The sequence below is a fragment of the Herbaspirillum sp. 3R11 genome (assembly GCF_004563925.1).
Classification (GTDB): Bacteria; Pseudomonadota; Gammaproteobacteria; order Burkholderiales; family Burkholderiaceae_D; genus Herbaspirillum.
The window spans coordinates 855,805-870,849 of record NZ_SPNJ01000002.1 but is presented as its reverse complement, the minus strand read 5'-3'; the positions used below and the strand labels follow the sequence as shown (position 1 = coordinate 870,849).

Here is a 15,045-nt window from a genome sequence, read left to right as displayed (position 1 = left end):
GATTGTTAGCGATGCCCGGCGCAGTGCATAATGCTGCGCCGAAGAAAAATAGCAGCAATAGAAATAATAGAAGTAACTAAAGCAATCGCCGTCTTATCAACGATGGTGACCGCTTAAAGAAAGTTAATCAGGGAGACAGAAATGCAACATAGCAGCGACCACTTTCAAGGAATCGTCGATCAGGAAAAGGGGTTGCAACGCAGTTTGAGCAGCGCCCAGATGTCGATGATCGCCATTGGCGGCGCCATCGGCACCGGCCTGTTTCTCGGCAGCGGTTTTGCGATCGGTTTTGCCGGCCCCAGCGTTCTCATCAGCTATGCCATTGGCGCCGTCATCGCCCTGCTGCTGATGGGATGCCTGGCCGAGATGACGGTGGCGCATCCTACTTCAGGATCATTCGGCGCCTATGCCGGCTACTACGTCAGTCCCTGGGCCGGCTTCATGGTGCGCTATGCCTACTGGGCGTCGATCGTGCTGGCCGTCGGCACCGAAGTCACGGCGGTGGCGCTGTACATGCAGTACTGGTTTCCCGGTTCGCCGGCGTGGTTGTGGATCGTGCTGTTCTCGGGCGCGCTGATCGTCGTCAATGCGCTGAGCGTGAACATCTTCGGCTTCATCGAATACTGGTTCTCGATGATCAAGATCGTCGCCATCGTCGGCTTCATCCTGCTGGGCGCGTACATCGTCTACGGCGCACCGGTCGATGGCCCTATCGGCTTCAAGAATTATGTGGCGCACGGCGGCTTCTTCCCCAAGGGTTATTGGGGCACCTGGGTGGCAGTGATCGTGTCGATCTTCAGCTACCTCAGCATTGAGATGATCGCCGTTGCCGCCGGTGAAGCGAAGGAGCCTGAAAAGGCCATCACGCACGCCTTCCGCGCAGCGATGTTCCGCCTGGTGATTTTCTATCTGCTGACACTGGCGCTGATGCTGGCGATCCTGCCTTGGTCGTCGGCCGGCACTGACAAGAGCCCGTTCGTACTGGTGATGGAAGCGATCCATGTTGCAGGCGCGCCCGGTATCATCAACTTCGTGGTGCTGATCGCCGCCTTGTCGGCCATGAACAGCCAGCTCTACATCACCACCCGCATGATGTTCAGCCTGTCGCGCGCCGGTTATGCCTCGCCACAGTTCGGCAAGATCAGCAAGCGCGGCGTGCCGGTGCGGGCACTGGGCCTGTCGTGTATCGGCATCGCCATTGCGACCGCATTGAGCGTGCTGTATCCGAAAGCGTCGTTCACGCTGATGATGTCGGTGTCGATGTTTGGTGCGATGTTTACCTGGCTGATGATCTTTGTGACGCACTTCTGCTTCCGCCGCCGCTGGAGCAAGGAAGGCGGGCGGCCGCTGGCGTTCCGCATGTGGGGCTTTCCGGGTCTGACCTTGCTGGGCGCATTGTTGATGGTGGCGATCATGGTGACGACGTATTTCACTGATGAGTTCAAGGCGACGCTGCTGTCGGGTATTCCGTTTGTGGTCTTGCTGAGCGTGATCTACTTCATCTGGTATCGAAAACCTGTGAAGCTCTGAGCGTTCAAGCTCTCTACGAAAAAGCCGTGAAGCGATTCACGGCTTTTTATTTTCTAACCAGGCTCATGTAACTCTCAGGTAACAACGAGGGAACCCGACATGCTTTCATGGCCGGAGCCGCAGAAGATGTCGCAGTAGAAGGTGAATTCACCGGTCTTGTCCGGAACGAAGCGCAGCTTCGCGACCTTGCCCGGCAACATGTCGGCACGTACGCCAAAGTCCGGCGCATTGAAGCCCATTGGAATATCGAGACTGGTCAGCTCCAATGTCACCGGCACACCTCTCTTCAGCGGGATGACGCTGGGTGCAAAGTCGAATCGCTTGGCCGTTACCTTGATGACGCGTTCCTTGGGCTGAGCCACGGCAATCGCCATCGCCCCCAATCCGCCTGCCGCGCAGCCGGCCAGCAGCAGACGTCGCTTCGCGTCGATTTTCTTGTCAATGGTATTCATGCTCATGATTTCGCCGCTCCTACGGCCAATTCAGTCAGGGTGTATTCGGTATTACGTGGGCGTGGTTCCGGTTTCACCGTCCGCACGCCAAGTCCCTGATACGGATGCGCGGCATCCCAGGCCAACGGGGTGCGTTTTGGTTGCGAACCCGGCGCCGGCAGCGGGAAGATCAGCGACTTCGCGGAGTGGTGCGCGATGTGGCCGGTCATGTGATGGTTCTCCTGATGGATGTGACCGTAGAACACGGTGACGTTGGAATACGGCATCAGCAGCTCCACCGCCCTGGCGCCGTCGCGCGTGGCCCAGTCCCATTGCGGATACAGGTCGAACAGCGGGCGATGGGTGAACACCACGATGCGGGCGTCGGTCGGCTGCTGCTTCAGATCGGCGGCCAACCACGCGAGCTGCTCGTCGCCGATGCGGGCGGCCGGATCGGAAACATTGTCGAGCACGATGAAGTGCACGCCCTTGTGGTCGAAGGTGTAATGCGTCTTGCCGAAGAATTCCTGATAGGCCTTGCCGTTGTCCAGCGCGGCATCATGCTCGCCCGGCATGTAGTACACCGTCTTGACCTTGAGCGCCGAGACGATGTCGCGGAACTGCGCCAGCCGCTGGCGACGCTCGCGCGGGTCATCGGTCGTATGCGTGAGATCGCCGGTGAAGACGATGAAATCCGGCACCTGCTCCAGGCTGTTGACGGTGGCGACGGCCTTCTGCAAGGTGCCTTTGGCGTCAGGATTGACGTCGCCTTCAAAGCCCCAGTGGGTATCCGACAACTGCACGAAGAAAAAATCTTCCACCCCGGCAACGCCCATGGCGTCCGCCGCTGTCGCCCATCCGCTCAAGCCTGACGCAAAGATGGCGCCGCCCAGTCCGGCCAGACGCAGAAAACCGCGTCTGTCGACGCTGCTGCCGGGGTCACTATTTGTGCCGTTGTTCGTATCATTGTTACTATCGTTGCCCATGACGTCCTCCAAGGTTGGACCGATCACCTGATCGATACCGACCTAAACCGGCGGCGCGAAGGATGTATTCCCATTATTTTTTTCACGATATCGGGAATAAAAGAAGAGTATTTCCAGTCTCGTCTTGATAACCATGGAAACGCGCGCATGACCGACCCGATAAAGAACCGACGATTTCACATGCTGGTAATGCCGCATCTGAACTCGGCATTCAACCTGGCCTGCTGGCTGACACGCAGCCGTCACGATGCGGAAGATCTGGTGCAAGAGGCCAGCCTGCGGGCTTTCCGTTTTTTCGACGGATTTCATGGCGACGACGCCCGCGCGTGGCTGCTCACGATCGTCCGCAATACCTTCTACACCTGGTATCAGGAGAATCATGCGCAACAGCAGAACACGCTCTTCGACGAAGAGTTTCACAGTCTCGACACCACCGATGCCATCGACATGCACTACCGCGACAACAATCCGGAGAAGCTGCTCTTGCGCAAGGACAGCGAGCGTCAGCTTCAACAAGGACTTGCTGCGTTGCCGCTGGAGTTTCGTGAAGTGATGGTCATGCGCGAACTGGAGGATCTGTCGTACAAGCAAATCGCCGGCATCGTCGGCATCCCGATCGGCACGGTCATGTCGCGTCTTGGCCGTGGCCGCAAGCTGCTGGCAAAAATTCTTGCTCCGGCAAATCAGGGGGAATGATGGAACACAGCGAAATCATGGAACTGCTGCCGGCCTATGTGGATCAGGAGCTTGGCATTGCGGAGACGCTGACCGTACAACGCCATCTGGACACTTGCACGGAATGCCGGCGCGAATACGCCGAACAATCGGCGCTGAGCAAACGCGTCCGCACTGAAAACGCGTATTTCAAGGCGCCTCCGGATCTTGGCGCTCGCATCGCCAATGCATTGCCGCAAGACAAGCCGCGCCGGATCAGCCTGCATGGCTTTCCCCCAAGCTGGAATCTGAGTTGGCTGCAGATTGGTACGGCGATGGCGACCTTGCTGGTAGCGGTCTGGAGCGCAGGCCTGTATTTCAGCCTGCCGTCCGCAGACGACCGGATGACGGAAGAAGCCATCTCCAACCATGTGCGCTCCTTGCAGGCCGACCATCTGACCGATGTCGTCTCCACCGATCAGCACACGGTAAAGCCGTGGTTCAACGGCAAGCTGAATTTTGCACCGACGGTGATCGATCTTGCGCCCCAGGGCTTTGTGCTGGAAGGCGGCCGGCTGGATTACCTTGACGGCCATCCGGTCGCTGCGCTGATCTATCGCCGCCAGAAGCATCCCATCAATCTCTACATCTGGCCGGCCAAGGGCAAGGACGCCGGGCCGAAGGCCGAGAGCAGCCGCGGCTACCACGTGGTGCGCTGGACGGCGGACGAGATGCAGTACTGGGCGGTGTCCGACGTGGAAGAAAGCGAATTGCTGAAGTTCTCCGGGATTTTGCGCCTGGCGACGCATCAATAAGCAAGTCAGCCGCACCCTCTCTCCCTGAAAAGCCGTGACACCCGTCGCGGCTTTTTTTATGTGCAACAGTCATCGAAAAACCGCTTGACCGTGATTTTCTGCGTACACTACTATTTCAGGCACGCTTCGGTCAGGATGGAAAAGAACCGGAGCAAAAAACAAATAAGAATCAAAGCAGAGACAAGCAGAAAAAAAGCAGAAAAAAGCACTGGCGTCAGCCGCCGATCCTCCGGCAAAAATTTCATCAGAAACATCATCACTAGCTTCACCAGCAAGCGCAGCACCGTTGCAAGTTTTAGAAGAAGCGGCACACCGGCTATTTACCCATACCGGGCAGTAAAAAAGCAGCCGTCCATCAGACGGTATAAAAACAGCAGCATCGCAAAGACAACCAATCAGGAGGAGCAACAGATGAACGTCACCAAGACAGCCATCGCGGCGACCGTGGCCGCCGCATTTGCAGGGGGATTTTCCGGACCAGCGGCAGCGCAGATTTCAGGGGATGTGGTCAAGATCGGCCTGATCACCGACTTGTCGGGGGTCTACATCGACATCGACGGCCAGGGCGGCATTGAAGCGATCAAGATGGCGATTGCCGACTTCGGCGGCACGGTCAACGGCAAGAAGATTGAACTGATTACGGCCGACCATCAGAACAAAGCCGACATCGCCGCCTCCAAGGCGCGTGAGTGGTTCGACCAGCAAGGCGTGGACATGCTGATCGGCGGCACCAATTCCGGCACCAGCCTGGCCATGGCCAAGGTGGCCGGCGAAAAGAAAAAAACCTTCATCGCCGTCGGCGGCGCCACCGCACGCCTGACCAATGAAGAATGCACGCCCTACACCATCCACTATGCCTACGACACGGTCGCGCTGGCCAAGGGCACCGGCTCGGCCATCGTCAAGAACGGCGGCAAGAGCTGGTACTTCCTGACGGCCGACTACGCGTTCGGCGCGTCGCTGGAGAAAGACACCTCCGATATCGTCAAGGCCAATGGCGGCACGGTGGTGGGCGCGGTCAAGCATCCGCTGGGCGCGTCGGACTTCTCGTCCTTCATGCTGCAGGCGCAGGCATCGAAGGCGCAGATCCTGGGCCTGGCCAATGCCGGCGGCGACACCATCAACTCGATCAAGGCCGCCAACGAGTTCGGCATCAACAAGACCATGAAGCTGGCCGGCCTGCTGATGTTCATCAACGACGTGCATGCGCTGACCTTGCAGGTGACCCAGGGCATGTACCTGACCGATGGCTGGTACTGGGACATGAACCAGGAAACCCGCGACTGGTCCAAACGCTACTTCGCCAAGATGAAACGCATGCCTTCGATGCTGCAGGCAGCAGACTATTCGGCAACGATGCAGTACCTCAACGCGGTGAAAGCCAGCGGCACCGACGATCCGGACAAGGTCATCGCGCAGATGCACAAGACCAAGATCAACGACTTCTTCGCCAAGAACGGCTATATCCGTCCGGACGGCCGCATGGTGCATGACATGTACCTGATGGAAGTGAAGAAGCCGTCCGAGTCGAAATATCCGTGGGATTACTACAAGGTGGTGCAGACCATTCCGGCTGAACAGGCCTGGACTACCAAGGCGGAATCCAAGTGTTCTCTGTGGAAGTAAACTCCCTGTAAAGCCTGCCGACCGGACCGTGCGTCCGGCGGCAGCGCCGCTCCATCCCCTGCTGCATCCCTGCTGTATTGCACGTCGCATCCCCTTCTTATTTTTTGTTCAAGCTCATGATCCAATGCGCGAAGCGCTCGGCCTCGGCTTCGGTCAGTCCGGCGTTGGGCGGCATGGCCATCGTGCCCCATTTCCCGCTGCTACCTTCGAGCATGCTGCGCTTGAGCTTGGCGATGGCGTCCTTGTCCTTGCCGTAGCGGGCGGCGACGTCATTGAAGGCCGGACCGATCAGCTTGCTGTCCATCTTGTGACAGACGCGGCAGCTCTCTTCCGCGGCCGATGCCGCCATGCCGGCGACAGGTGAGAACAAGACCGGCAGTGACAAAGTGACGAACAAGACGGTGTGAAGCTTCATGATGGGTTCCTGAAAAGACGGACAAAAAAAGTGCCATTCAGCTTCGACACTGAATGGCACAAGCTCAAGAGAAGGACAAAGAATGAACTTCCTTAACACGGATCCCGTAAGATCCTCACTGCATGCGGCGAGGCGTCATCCATCGATGATGAAGGACGCCCGCCTCATTTGTTGCGAGCGTCAATAGCTGGCTCTTATTTCTTCGGCATGCCGAACACAGGTTTCCCAAGCGGTGGCACCGACAAGGTGTAGATACCGTGGTTGGAGAATACCCACACCAGATTGCGGTCCCACTCGACGAAGATGCTGTGCACCGGATTCGGCAGCGCACGGATCGATTGTGTCTGCTCATCCTTGGTGTGACGCGACGGGTCGATCATCTTCGGCACGAAGTAGGCGGCGATGGTCGGGTTCAGCGGATCCTTCACGTCAAACATCTGCATGCCGGCGTTGTAGTACGAATAGGGCATGTAACGTGGGCTTGGCGTACCTGGCTGGATCTGGGCGTAACCGCTGCGCTTCGGACCGAAGCTGCCGCGACGCTGGCAGAAGTCGGTGAATGGCGCATCCTTCGGCGGCACCGGTGTCGGCAACGTGTTGACGATCTTCGGATTCTTCGGATCGCGCACGTCGATCGAGTAGATCGCCTTGAGCGGTTCGTAGCAGTCCTCGGTCATCGGATAGCCGCTGTAGTAGACCATGCCGGTCGACTCGACCTTGGAGACGTCGATGTTGTCGCCCTCTGTACCGGTCACGCTGACAGGCATGTCGATGTGCGCGACTTGCTTCATGTTCTTCGGATCGGAAATGTCGATCACGTAGAAACCGAAGCCGCCCATCGCTGCGTAGCCGTACTTGCCGCCCTGTTCAACCGGTTTCGGAATGAACAGCGGCATGCGCGAACCCATCCACGAGGTCTTGTTGCCGGCGCGAGGATTCTTCTTGTATTCCTCTTCTTCGCCAAGACGCGAACCTGGCGCCCACCACATCGACAGACGCTTCGGGTTGCTTGGATCGGAGACGTCGAACGCCAGCTGGCCGCCGGTGTACAGGTAGTTCTTGTACTCTTGATTGGCGAAACTGTTGTCCGGCGCGCCGGCGACGAACAGGTACTGGTCGCCGTTATAGACCGGCACGTCCTGACAGCCGGAACCTTCCTGCGGCTGCTGTTGCGCCGAGTGATAAGGATCGAGCGAAGTCTCGGACAACAGTTTCCAGTCGGTCCATTGCGGACTGGTCACTTCGAAAATACGGAAGCCGCGCAACATCTGGCGAGCACGCACATTTTTGACTTCGTCAGGCTTGGTGTACTTGTTGGAGAGCAGGCCGTAGCGCGTGATTTCGTAGCATTGCACCGCGATCATTTTGTTCAGCTTCTTGTTGAACTTGACGTTGAACGGGCCGAACTGATGTTCGCCGGCACGGGTGTTGAAAGTCTTCTGCTGCACCACCTTGATGTCATGCGGATCGGTGATGTCGAACAGGTTGTACATCCAGGTTTCGTAGTCATACAGGTAGCGGCGGCCGTTCCAGTCGAACGAGGCCTGCCAGCTGTGGCCTGCGCCGGCAACGTAAGGCGTGAAGTTTTCGACCTTGACGTTCTTTTCGTATTGATTCAGATCCAGGTAAGGCAGGCTGCCTTCGACCGGATGTGCGCCGTAGGCGTCAGGCGCCATGTCGGGGCTTTTGAATTTGCCGGTGGTCTTGTCATAGCCCCAGGTGCCTGGCGCCGGATAAGCAGGCTCGCCCGGCAGCAGCGGATGCTGCGGTGTCGCTTGCGGCGCATCGGGCGCGTTCAGATTGACGCCGCTGCGCGGTTGCTGCGCGTGCGCCGACATGACGACCGCACCGGCCAGCAATGCAACCATCGTGCTGAATTGGAATAATTTTGTTTTCATGACTCCTTCTTTCATTTGAACACCTCCTTGAATCTGGTCGGAACCGGCTCGCGCCGGTTCCTCTTTGCCACGTGTCAGCACATCAACGCATCAGAACGCGTGGCGAATACCCAGCTGAATGCCGCTGTTGGGCGCCGGCGAACCGCTGCTGTTGAACGTCATCGGATAAGCCACGGTCGTGTTGTTCTTCACGTTGATGCGGCCATAGTTGGCGTACAGGTCGGTGCGCTTGGACAGGTTGTAGCCGTAGCCGAGCAACATGCCCTTGGCGTCCGACATGGCGACGTTCTTGTCATCCTTCTTGACCACGAAGCTGGCGAAGATGCGATGGCGATCCGTGATCTGCCAGCGCACGCCGGCCTGGGCATCCCAGCCGCTGGCGTTAAAGCCGACGTACGGCGGGTAGGCGTAGTAGCCGTTGTAGGTGTGATAGATGAAGGTTGGCTCAACCGGACCGAAACGATAGGCCAACGCAAAGTAGTTGTCGCGCGAACTCAGGATGTTGGAGCCGAAGACGTTCTTGTTGTACTTCAGATCGCTGACGACGCCGGCGAACAACGGACCTTCGCGGTATTCAACGGCGGTACTGACATAGCGGCCGTTGCTGGAGCCGTCTTCCTGACCGGCGGTGACCATGAAGCGGCCCATGAAGCCGCCCACGCGCGGCGTGTTGTAGGCCAGCGAATTGTTCTCGCGGTAGGGCGCGTAGAAGAACTGCATGTTGCTCACGAGACTGTAATCAGCCGACCAGCTCGGATCGGCATAGCCGGCGATCCAGTACGACGGCGTGTTTTGACGTCCCATGGAGATCGTGCCCCACGGGCCGGTCAGGCCGACGAAAGACTGACGTGGCGTCGGACCGGCGCCGGTGTCGGCAGAGAATTGCATTTCATGCGTGAAGAAGGCCTTGCTGCCGCCTCCCAGATCTTCATCGCCACTGAAGACGATGCGCGATGCATTGAGGCCGCCGCTGGAAATACGATTGACGCTGTTCTTCGGCGTCGACAAATGCTCCAGATTGATATCGACAAAGCCGGAAATCTTTACGCCGTCGGCGGCATGCGCCATTCCACCTGCACCCGCCAACAACAACGCGGACGCAACTGCACCTTTGAGTTTCATCACTACTCCTCCCTGTTAATTTTTACCCACTGCGATTTATTTCTATCTCGAGAGCGTCAATTCCCATCGTTTTCTAACGAAACAATTGGGGACAACCGGGTAGCGCCCGCTGTCTGCACGGGCGCGCCAAACTGGACTTAAGAACTACAAAATATTGATCAGGTCACGGCCTTCTTGGTGAGGAATTTGTCCTGGTTCCATTCGCCGCTTTCCATGATTTCGGCGATCGCCTGCACGGTGTCGTAGACGTTGGCGAAGCTCACGTACAGCGGCGTGAAACCGAAACGCAGAATATTCGGCATGCGGAAGTCGCCGGTGATGCCGCGCGCGATCAAGGCCTGCACGATGGCGTAGCCTTGCTCATGCGTCAGCGACACCTGGCTGCCGCGCACGGCGGAGTCGCGTGGCGAGGCCAGACCGAACTGGTAGGGCGAGAGCTTTTCATCGACCAGCTTGATAAACAGCTCCGTCAGAGCGACGCTCTTCTTGCGCAGCGCGCTCATCTCGACGCCATCGAAAATCTCCAGCGCCGATTCCAGCGACAGCATCGACAGCAATGGCGGCGTGCCGCATTGCATGCTTTCGATGCCGGGCGCCGGCTCGTAGCCGAGCACGAATTCAAAAGGACGCACGTGACCGTGCCAACCAGACAGCGGCTGGCGCATGTCCTTGTGGTGACGTTCCGCGACGAACACGAACGCTGGTGCGCCAGGGCCGCCGTTCAGATATTTGTAACCGCAACCCACTGCCATATCAGCCTTGGCTGCATGGAGGTCAACTTCCACCGCGCCGGCGCTGTGCGCCAGGTCCCACAGCGCCAGTGCGCCAACGGCGTGTGCCTTCGCGGTGATCTCCTGCATCGGATAGATCTGGCCGGTGCGGTAGTTGACATGCGTCAGCATGACCACAGCGACGCTGTCGTCGAGACCGGCGAGTACGGCTTCGGGGGTCGAATCGACGTAGCGGATTTCGAGATTGAAGACTTCCGCCACGCCCTGAGCGATATAGAGATCAGTCGGAAAATTGCCGCGCTCGCTGAGGATGATCTTGCGTGCAGGATTCAGACGGACAGCGGCGACCAGCGCCTTGTACAGATTGACCGACGTCGAGTCGGCCACCATCACTTCATCCTTGCCGGCGCCGATCAGGCGTGCAACTTGTCCGGCTACGCGCTTGGGCAGGTCGATCCAGTTGGCGTCGTTCCAGGAGCGGATCAGGCCGTTACCCCATTCCTTGACCATGACTTCCTGCATGCGCGCCGGCAAGTGCTTGGGCATGGCGCCCAAAGAGTTGCCGTCAAGATAGATCTCACCTTCCGGCAATGCAAACTTGTCGCGGCATGCGGCCAGCGCATCTTGCTGGTCCAACGTAATACAGTCCTGTCTTGTTACCATGTTGATTCCCAAATCTAAAAATATCTGCACGATCACGTGTGATAACGCGTAATGACGAGCGTCAGCACGGGTCTTGCGGTGTTGTCTGTTTTTTTGTGTTTTTACCGGCTGGAGCCGCTGTCCGTGCTGCTAAGGCCAGCCTGACTACATGCGGCTCAGTATGAAGTGACGGGGGGATAAGCGAAAATGAATAATTCTGCGTCTGTTATTCCGTTAATTTATAGTCAAATACATATAGCGACTATCCCGGCGTCATCCGGCTGTTGTCTGCCCAACAATGAGGCAGTCACCCCGTAAGCCGCATGGGCGCTGAATGATAAAGCATTTGGGCCACAGGCTGACTCGCGTTTGAAGCCAAAAAGCGGAGCGATCGGCGGAAAACAACGCCGGAGCCCGGCCAAAGCCATTCAGGATTGACGCAAACCCATGATTTCATTGTATAATTTCGGACTTTTCACCGGCAAGTGATCGACAATCGGGTCAAGAAGCAAGGCGACCGACGAAGTGACGATTGGCTACCACTACTTTTCAAGGCAAAAAAATGAAACAAGGCATTCACCCGGATTACCGCGAAGTTCTGTTCCACGACGTTTCGAACGACTTCAAGTTCATCACCCGCTCGACTATCGGCACACGCGAAAAGGCCGAATTCGAAGGCAAGGAATACCCACTCGTGAAGATTGAAGTTTCTTCCGAATCGCATCCGTTCTACACCGGCAAGCACAAGATCGTCGACACCGCAGGTCGCGTCGAGAAGTTCCGCCAAAAGTTCGGCACAGTCGGTTCCAAGACTGCAATCGCAGCAGAATAATCTCTGCACGATGTCAAAAAAGGCAGCTGAGGCTGCCTTTTTTGTTTTTTGCGGAACGGGGTGCAGCTTTACCGCTGCAGGATTGCCCCGCCGTTACCATCCAATACATCCTTTAACGGAATTTTGCTGCACAATATCGGCTACCCGATAATTGCACCCGCACAGTGCAGCAACACGTACAAGAGCAATAACACCTTGATGAAGCCAGTCCGCCTCCCTGCCGCCGCGACCAATGCTCTGCCTCGCTGGGGCCTGCTCGCGCTCGGCTTGCTGTATATCCTGCCCGGCCTGATCGGCCGAGATCCCTGGAAGAACGATGACGCCGCCAGCTTCGGCATCATGTGGACCATGGCGCACGGCAACCTGATGGACTGGCTGGCGCCGAATATCGCCGGCATGGCGATGCCCGCCGAGAGTCCGCTGGCCTATTGGTTCGGCGCCATCTGCATCAAGCTGTTCGGCTGGCTGCTGGGCGATCCGCTGGCGGCGCGCATCTCGACCGTGGGCTGCTTCCTGATCGGCTCGCTGTCGATCTGGTACGCCACCTACCTGCTCGGCCGCCGCAGCGAGGCGCAGCCGCTCAAGCTGGCCTTCGGCGGCCAGCCGGAGCCGCGCGACTTCGGCCGCACGCTGGCCGACGGCGCTTTCCTGATCTATCTGGGCTTCCTGGGCTTGCTGCTGCACAGCCACGAGACCAGCGCCAAGACCCTGCAAATCGCGCTGGTGGCCTATGCCATGTACAGCGCGGCACGCGTGTTCGACACCAACAAGCCGCATCAGGCGCTGTCGCTGGGCGCGGTGCTGGGCCTGCTGGTGCTCACGCACGGCTGGCTGCTGCCGGCCGGCGTGCTGCTGGGACTGCTGGTGTTGTCGGGCCTGCATTACCGTCCGGTGTTCAAGTCGCTGGTGGGATTGACGCTGCCGGCGGCGCTGGCGATCTGCCTGATCTGGGTCTTTTCGATCCGGGCTTTGCTGCCTGAAGCCAGCGCACAATTCTCGACCTGGCTCAGCTGGAATATTTATCAGATCAACTGGCCGACCATGGCCTCGCTGAAATTCTTCGGCAAGTACGGCGTCTGGTTCGCCTGGCCGGCCTGGCCGTTCGCCGGCTGGGCCGTGTACGCCTGGCGCCGCCAGTTGCAATCGCTGCATATTTCGCTGCCGCTGGCCTTCTTCATCCCGTTGACGTTGCTGGTGCTGCTCAACGTGCACAGTGAAGAAGGCATCCTGTTGCCGCTGTTGCCGGCGCTGGCGATACTGGCAGCCTTCGGCCTGCCGACCATGAAGCGCGGCGCCATCAATGCGGTGGACTGGTTCTCGGTGATGACGCTGACCACCTGCGCGGCCTTCATCTGGATCGGCTGGATCGCCAAGGAAACCGGCTGGCCGGCGCAGATCGCCAAGAACGCCTTCAAGCTCGCTCCCGGCTACAAACCCGGCTTCAATGCGATCGCGCTGGCGGTTGCGGTGCTGACCACGATTTTCTGGATCCTGCTGGTGCACTGGCGCATTTCGCGCCGGCCGTCGGTGCTGTGGCGCGCGGTGGTGCTGTCGTCCGGCGGCGTGGTGCTGTGCTGGGTGCTGCTGATGACCTTGTGGCTGCCATGGGTCAACTACGGCAAGAGCTATGCCGGCGTGGCGCAACAGATCGAAGAACGCATGTCGGCGGTCAAGCAGTGCGTGGAGTCCAACGTCGGCCCGGCGCAGCGCGCATCGTTCGCCTACTTCGGCCACGTGCATTTCGAAGACCGCCCGGACATGCGCTGCGACTTCCTGCTGCTGCAGGACAGTATCGACAACCAGAACGCCGAACAGATGCTGCGCCAGTATGAAGGCCGCTGGCAGCTGCTGTGGGAAGGTCGGCGCCCCTCCGACCGCGACGAGCGTTTCCGCCTGTATCGCCGCATCGGCAACTGAAGCGATAAGCGAAGCGACAAACGAAGCAACAAACGAAGCGATGCCGGCGTCCTGACCCAGGCCAGGCCGGCGTCGACTTTTCAACAGCATGACATCACGCATCCATACTTTCCGCATCGCTTCGCTGGCCTGGCCGATCCTGATCGGCCAGCTGGCGCTGATCGCCAACGGCGTGATCGACACGGCGATGGTGTCGCGCTTCTCGGCGATGGATCTGGCGGCGCTGTCGCTGGGGGTGTCGATTTACGTGAGCGTGTTCGTCGGCTTGTCAGGCGTGTTGCAAGCACTCTTGCCGACCATCGGCCAGTTGTACGGCGCACGCCGCTTCGGCGACATCGGCCGCGAAGTGAAACAGGGATTGTGGCTGGCCTTCTTCCTCAGTTGCATCGGCTGCCTGGTGCTGCTGTTCTCGCCGGTGTTCCTGTCGTTCGCGCAGGCCTCGCCGGAACTGGCTGAAAAAGCCACCCTCTACCTGCGCATCGAAGCGCTGGCGCTGCCGGCGACGCTGGGTTTCCGCGTCTATGCCGCGCTAAACAACGCCATCTCGCGCCCCAAGATGGTCATGGCGATCCAGATCGGCGCCCTGCTGCTCAAGATTCCACTCAACGCATGGTTCATCTTCGGCGGCCTCGGCATGCCGGCCTTCGGCGGTCCGGGTTGCGCCATCGCCACCAGCCTGATTGCCTGGCTGATGCTGCTGACCGGCTGGATGCTGGTGCGCGGCGCGCCGATCTATCGCGAACTGCGCGTATTCGGCAGCGGCTTCGTCGCACCGCAATGGAAGGCGCAACGCAGCCTGCTGAAGCTCGGCATCCCGATGGGCCTGAGCTATTTCATCGAGGTCACGGCGTTCACGCTGATGGCGATCTTCATCGCGCGCCTCGGCGCGGTGGCGGTGGCCGGACACCAGATCACCGCCAACGTCGGCACCGTGCTGTACATGCTGCCGCTGTCGCTGGCCAACGCCACCGGCACACTGGTGGCGCAAGCCATCGGTGCACGCGACTGGCAGACCGCCAAGAAGATTTCCCGTGCCGGCATCCGCCTCTCGGCGATCCTGTCGGTGCTGATCGGCGTGGCGGTGTGGTTCGCCCGCGAGCAGATCATCCGCGCCTATACGCCGGACGAAGTTATCATCGCCTCGGCCTTGCCGCTGTTCCTGTTCATCGCCTTTTATCAGCTGTTCGACTCGCTGCAAGTGACCACGGCCTTCGTGCTGCGCGCCTACAAGGTCGCGGTGATCCCGACGGTGATTTACGCGGTGGCGCTGTGGGGTATCGGACTCGGCGGCGGCTATATCCTCGGCCTCGATCCGTTTGGCGTATCGCCGGCATGGCTGCACGGCGCCGCCGGCTTCTGGCTTGGCAACAGCGCCAGCCTGGGGCTGGTGGCGTTCTTCCTGATCTGGTATTTGCGCGTCATCCAGCGACGCTCGATTTAGTACCG

General features: G+C 59.1%; 14 protein-coding genes. 7 read left to right on the top strand and 7 right to left on the bottom strand.

What is annotated here, in order from left to right; translation table 11 throughout:
• Nucleotides 1-141 precede the first annotated feature (141 nt).
• Nucleotides 142-1,530 (top strand): amino acid permease, encoded by a 1,389-nt coding sequence (locus E4P32_RS12305; protein WP_116436850.1) that lies wholly within the window; start codon nt 142-144, stop codon nt 1,528-1,530.
• 74 nt (nt 1,531-1,604) lie between these two features.
• On the opposite strand, the gene E4P32_RS12300 is transcribed toward E4P32_RS12305, so the two are convergent.
• Both E4P32_RS12300 and E4P32_RS12295 read right to left on the bottom strand, forming a co-directional pair.
• Nucleotides 1,605-1,988 carry a cupredoxin domain-containing protein gene (locus tag E4P32_RS12300; RefSeq protein ID WP_116436851.1) on the bottom strand — a complete coding sequence of 128 codons (384 nt, stop codon included), beginning with the start codon at nt 1,986-1,988 and terminating at the stop codon, nt 1,605-1,607.
• A complete protein-coding gene (locus E4P32_RS12295; RefSeq protein ID WP_116436852.1) occupies nt 1,985-2,947 on the bottom strand; it encodes a metallophosphoesterase in 963 nt (320 codons plus the stop codon). The genes E4P32_RS12300 and E4P32_RS12295 overlap by 4 nt, the downstream gene beginning before the upstream one ends.
• A 147-nt stretch (nt 2,948-3,094) precedes the next feature.
• Here E4P32_RS12295 and E4P32_RS12290 point away from each other — a divergent pair, with 147 nt between their 5' ends.
• Complete coding sequence (locus tag E4P32_RS12290; protein ID WP_116436853.1) at nt 3,095-3,643, top strand: sigma-70 family RNA polymerase sigma factor; 549 nt, start codon at nt 3,095-3,097, stop codon at nt 3,641-3,643.
• A complete protein-coding gene (locus E4P32_RS12285; RefSeq protein WP_116436854.1) occupies nt 3,643-4,416 on the top strand; it encodes an anti-sigma factor in 774 nt (257 codons plus the stop codon). The genes E4P32_RS12290 and E4P32_RS12285 overlap by 1 nt, the downstream gene beginning before the upstream one ends.
• Before the next feature lie 69 nt (nt 4,417-4,485).
• On the opposite strand, the gene E4P32_RS12280 is transcribed toward E4P32_RS12285, so the two are convergent.
• A complete protein-coding gene (locus tag E4P32_RS12280) occupies nt 4,486-4,824 on the bottom strand; it encodes a hypothetical protein (protein ID WP_135008741.1) in 339 nt (112 codons plus the stop codon).
• 3 nt (nt 4,825-4,827) lie between these two features.
• On the opposite strand from E4P32_RS12280, the gene E4P32_RS12275 reads away from it, so the two are divergent.
• Nucleotides 4,828-6,042 carry an ABC transporter substrate-binding protein gene (locus E4P32_RS12275; RefSeq protein ID WP_116436855.1) on the top strand — a complete coding sequence of 405 codons (1,215 nt, stop codon included), beginning with the start codon at nt 4,828-4,830 and terminating at the stop codon, nt 6,040-6,042.
• A 97-nt stretch (nt 6,043-6,139) separates the two neighbouring features.
• Here the strand turns inward: E4P32_RS12275 and E4P32_RS12270 are convergent, their stop codons facing one another.
• From E4P32_RS12270 to kynU, 4 genes are all read right to left on the bottom strand, one after another.
• Nucleotides 6,140-6,457 carry a c-type cytochrome gene (locus tag E4P32_RS12270; RefSeq protein ID WP_116436856.1) on the bottom strand — a complete coding sequence of 106 codons (318 nt, stop codon included), beginning with the start codon at nt 6,455-6,457 and terminating at the stop codon, nt 6,140-6,142.
• 194 nt (nt 6,458-6,651) lie between these two features.
• The gene (locus E4P32_RS12265) at nt 6,652-8,355 is read right to left on the bottom strand and encodes a hypothetical protein (RefSeq protein WP_158559764.1); all 1,704 of its coding nucleotides are present in this window, start codon (nt 8,353-8,355) and stop codon (nt 6,652-6,654) included.
• Between the two features lie 90 nt (nt 8,356-8,445).
• Nucleotides 8,446-9,477 (bottom strand): porin, encoded by a 1,032-nt coding sequence (locus tag E4P32_RS12260; RefSeq protein ID WP_116436858.1) that lies wholly within the window; start codon nt 9,475-9,477, stop codon nt 8,446-8,448.
• A gap of 158 nt (nt 9,478-9,635) precedes the next feature.
• Nucleotides 9,636-10,871 (bottom strand): kynureninase, encoded by a 1,236-nt coding sequence (gene kynU / locus E4P32_RS12255; protein WP_116436859.1) that lies wholly within the window; start codon nt 10,869-10,871, stop codon nt 9,636-9,638.
• A gap of 541 nt (nt 10,872-11,412) precedes the next feature.
• Between kynU and E4P32_RS12250 the strand changes: the two genes are divergently transcribed.
• From E4P32_RS12250 to E4P32_RS12240, 3 genes are all read left to right on the top strand, one after another.
• Entirely contained in the window at nt 11,413-11,682 is a 270-nt protein-coding gene (locus E4P32_RS12250) for a type B 50S ribosomal protein L31 (RefSeq protein ID WP_053196114.1), read from the top strand.
• A 198-nt stretch (nt 11,683-11,880) separates the two neighbouring features.
• Nucleotides 11,881-13,599 carry a glycosyltransferase gene (locus tag E4P32_RS12245; protein ID WP_116436860.1) on the top strand — a complete coding sequence of 573 codons (1,719 nt, stop codon included), beginning with the start codon at nt 11,881-11,883 and terminating at the stop codon, nt 13,597-13,599.
• A gap of 88 nt (nt 13,600-13,687) precedes the next feature.
• Nucleotides 13,688-15,040: an MATE family efflux transporter gene (locus tag E4P32_RS12240; RefSeq protein WP_116436861.1), complete on the top strand. Its 1,353-nt coding sequence runs from the start codon at nt 13,688-13,690 to the stop codon at nt 15,038-15,040.
• Nucleotides 15,041-15,045: the final 5 nt, after the last annotated feature.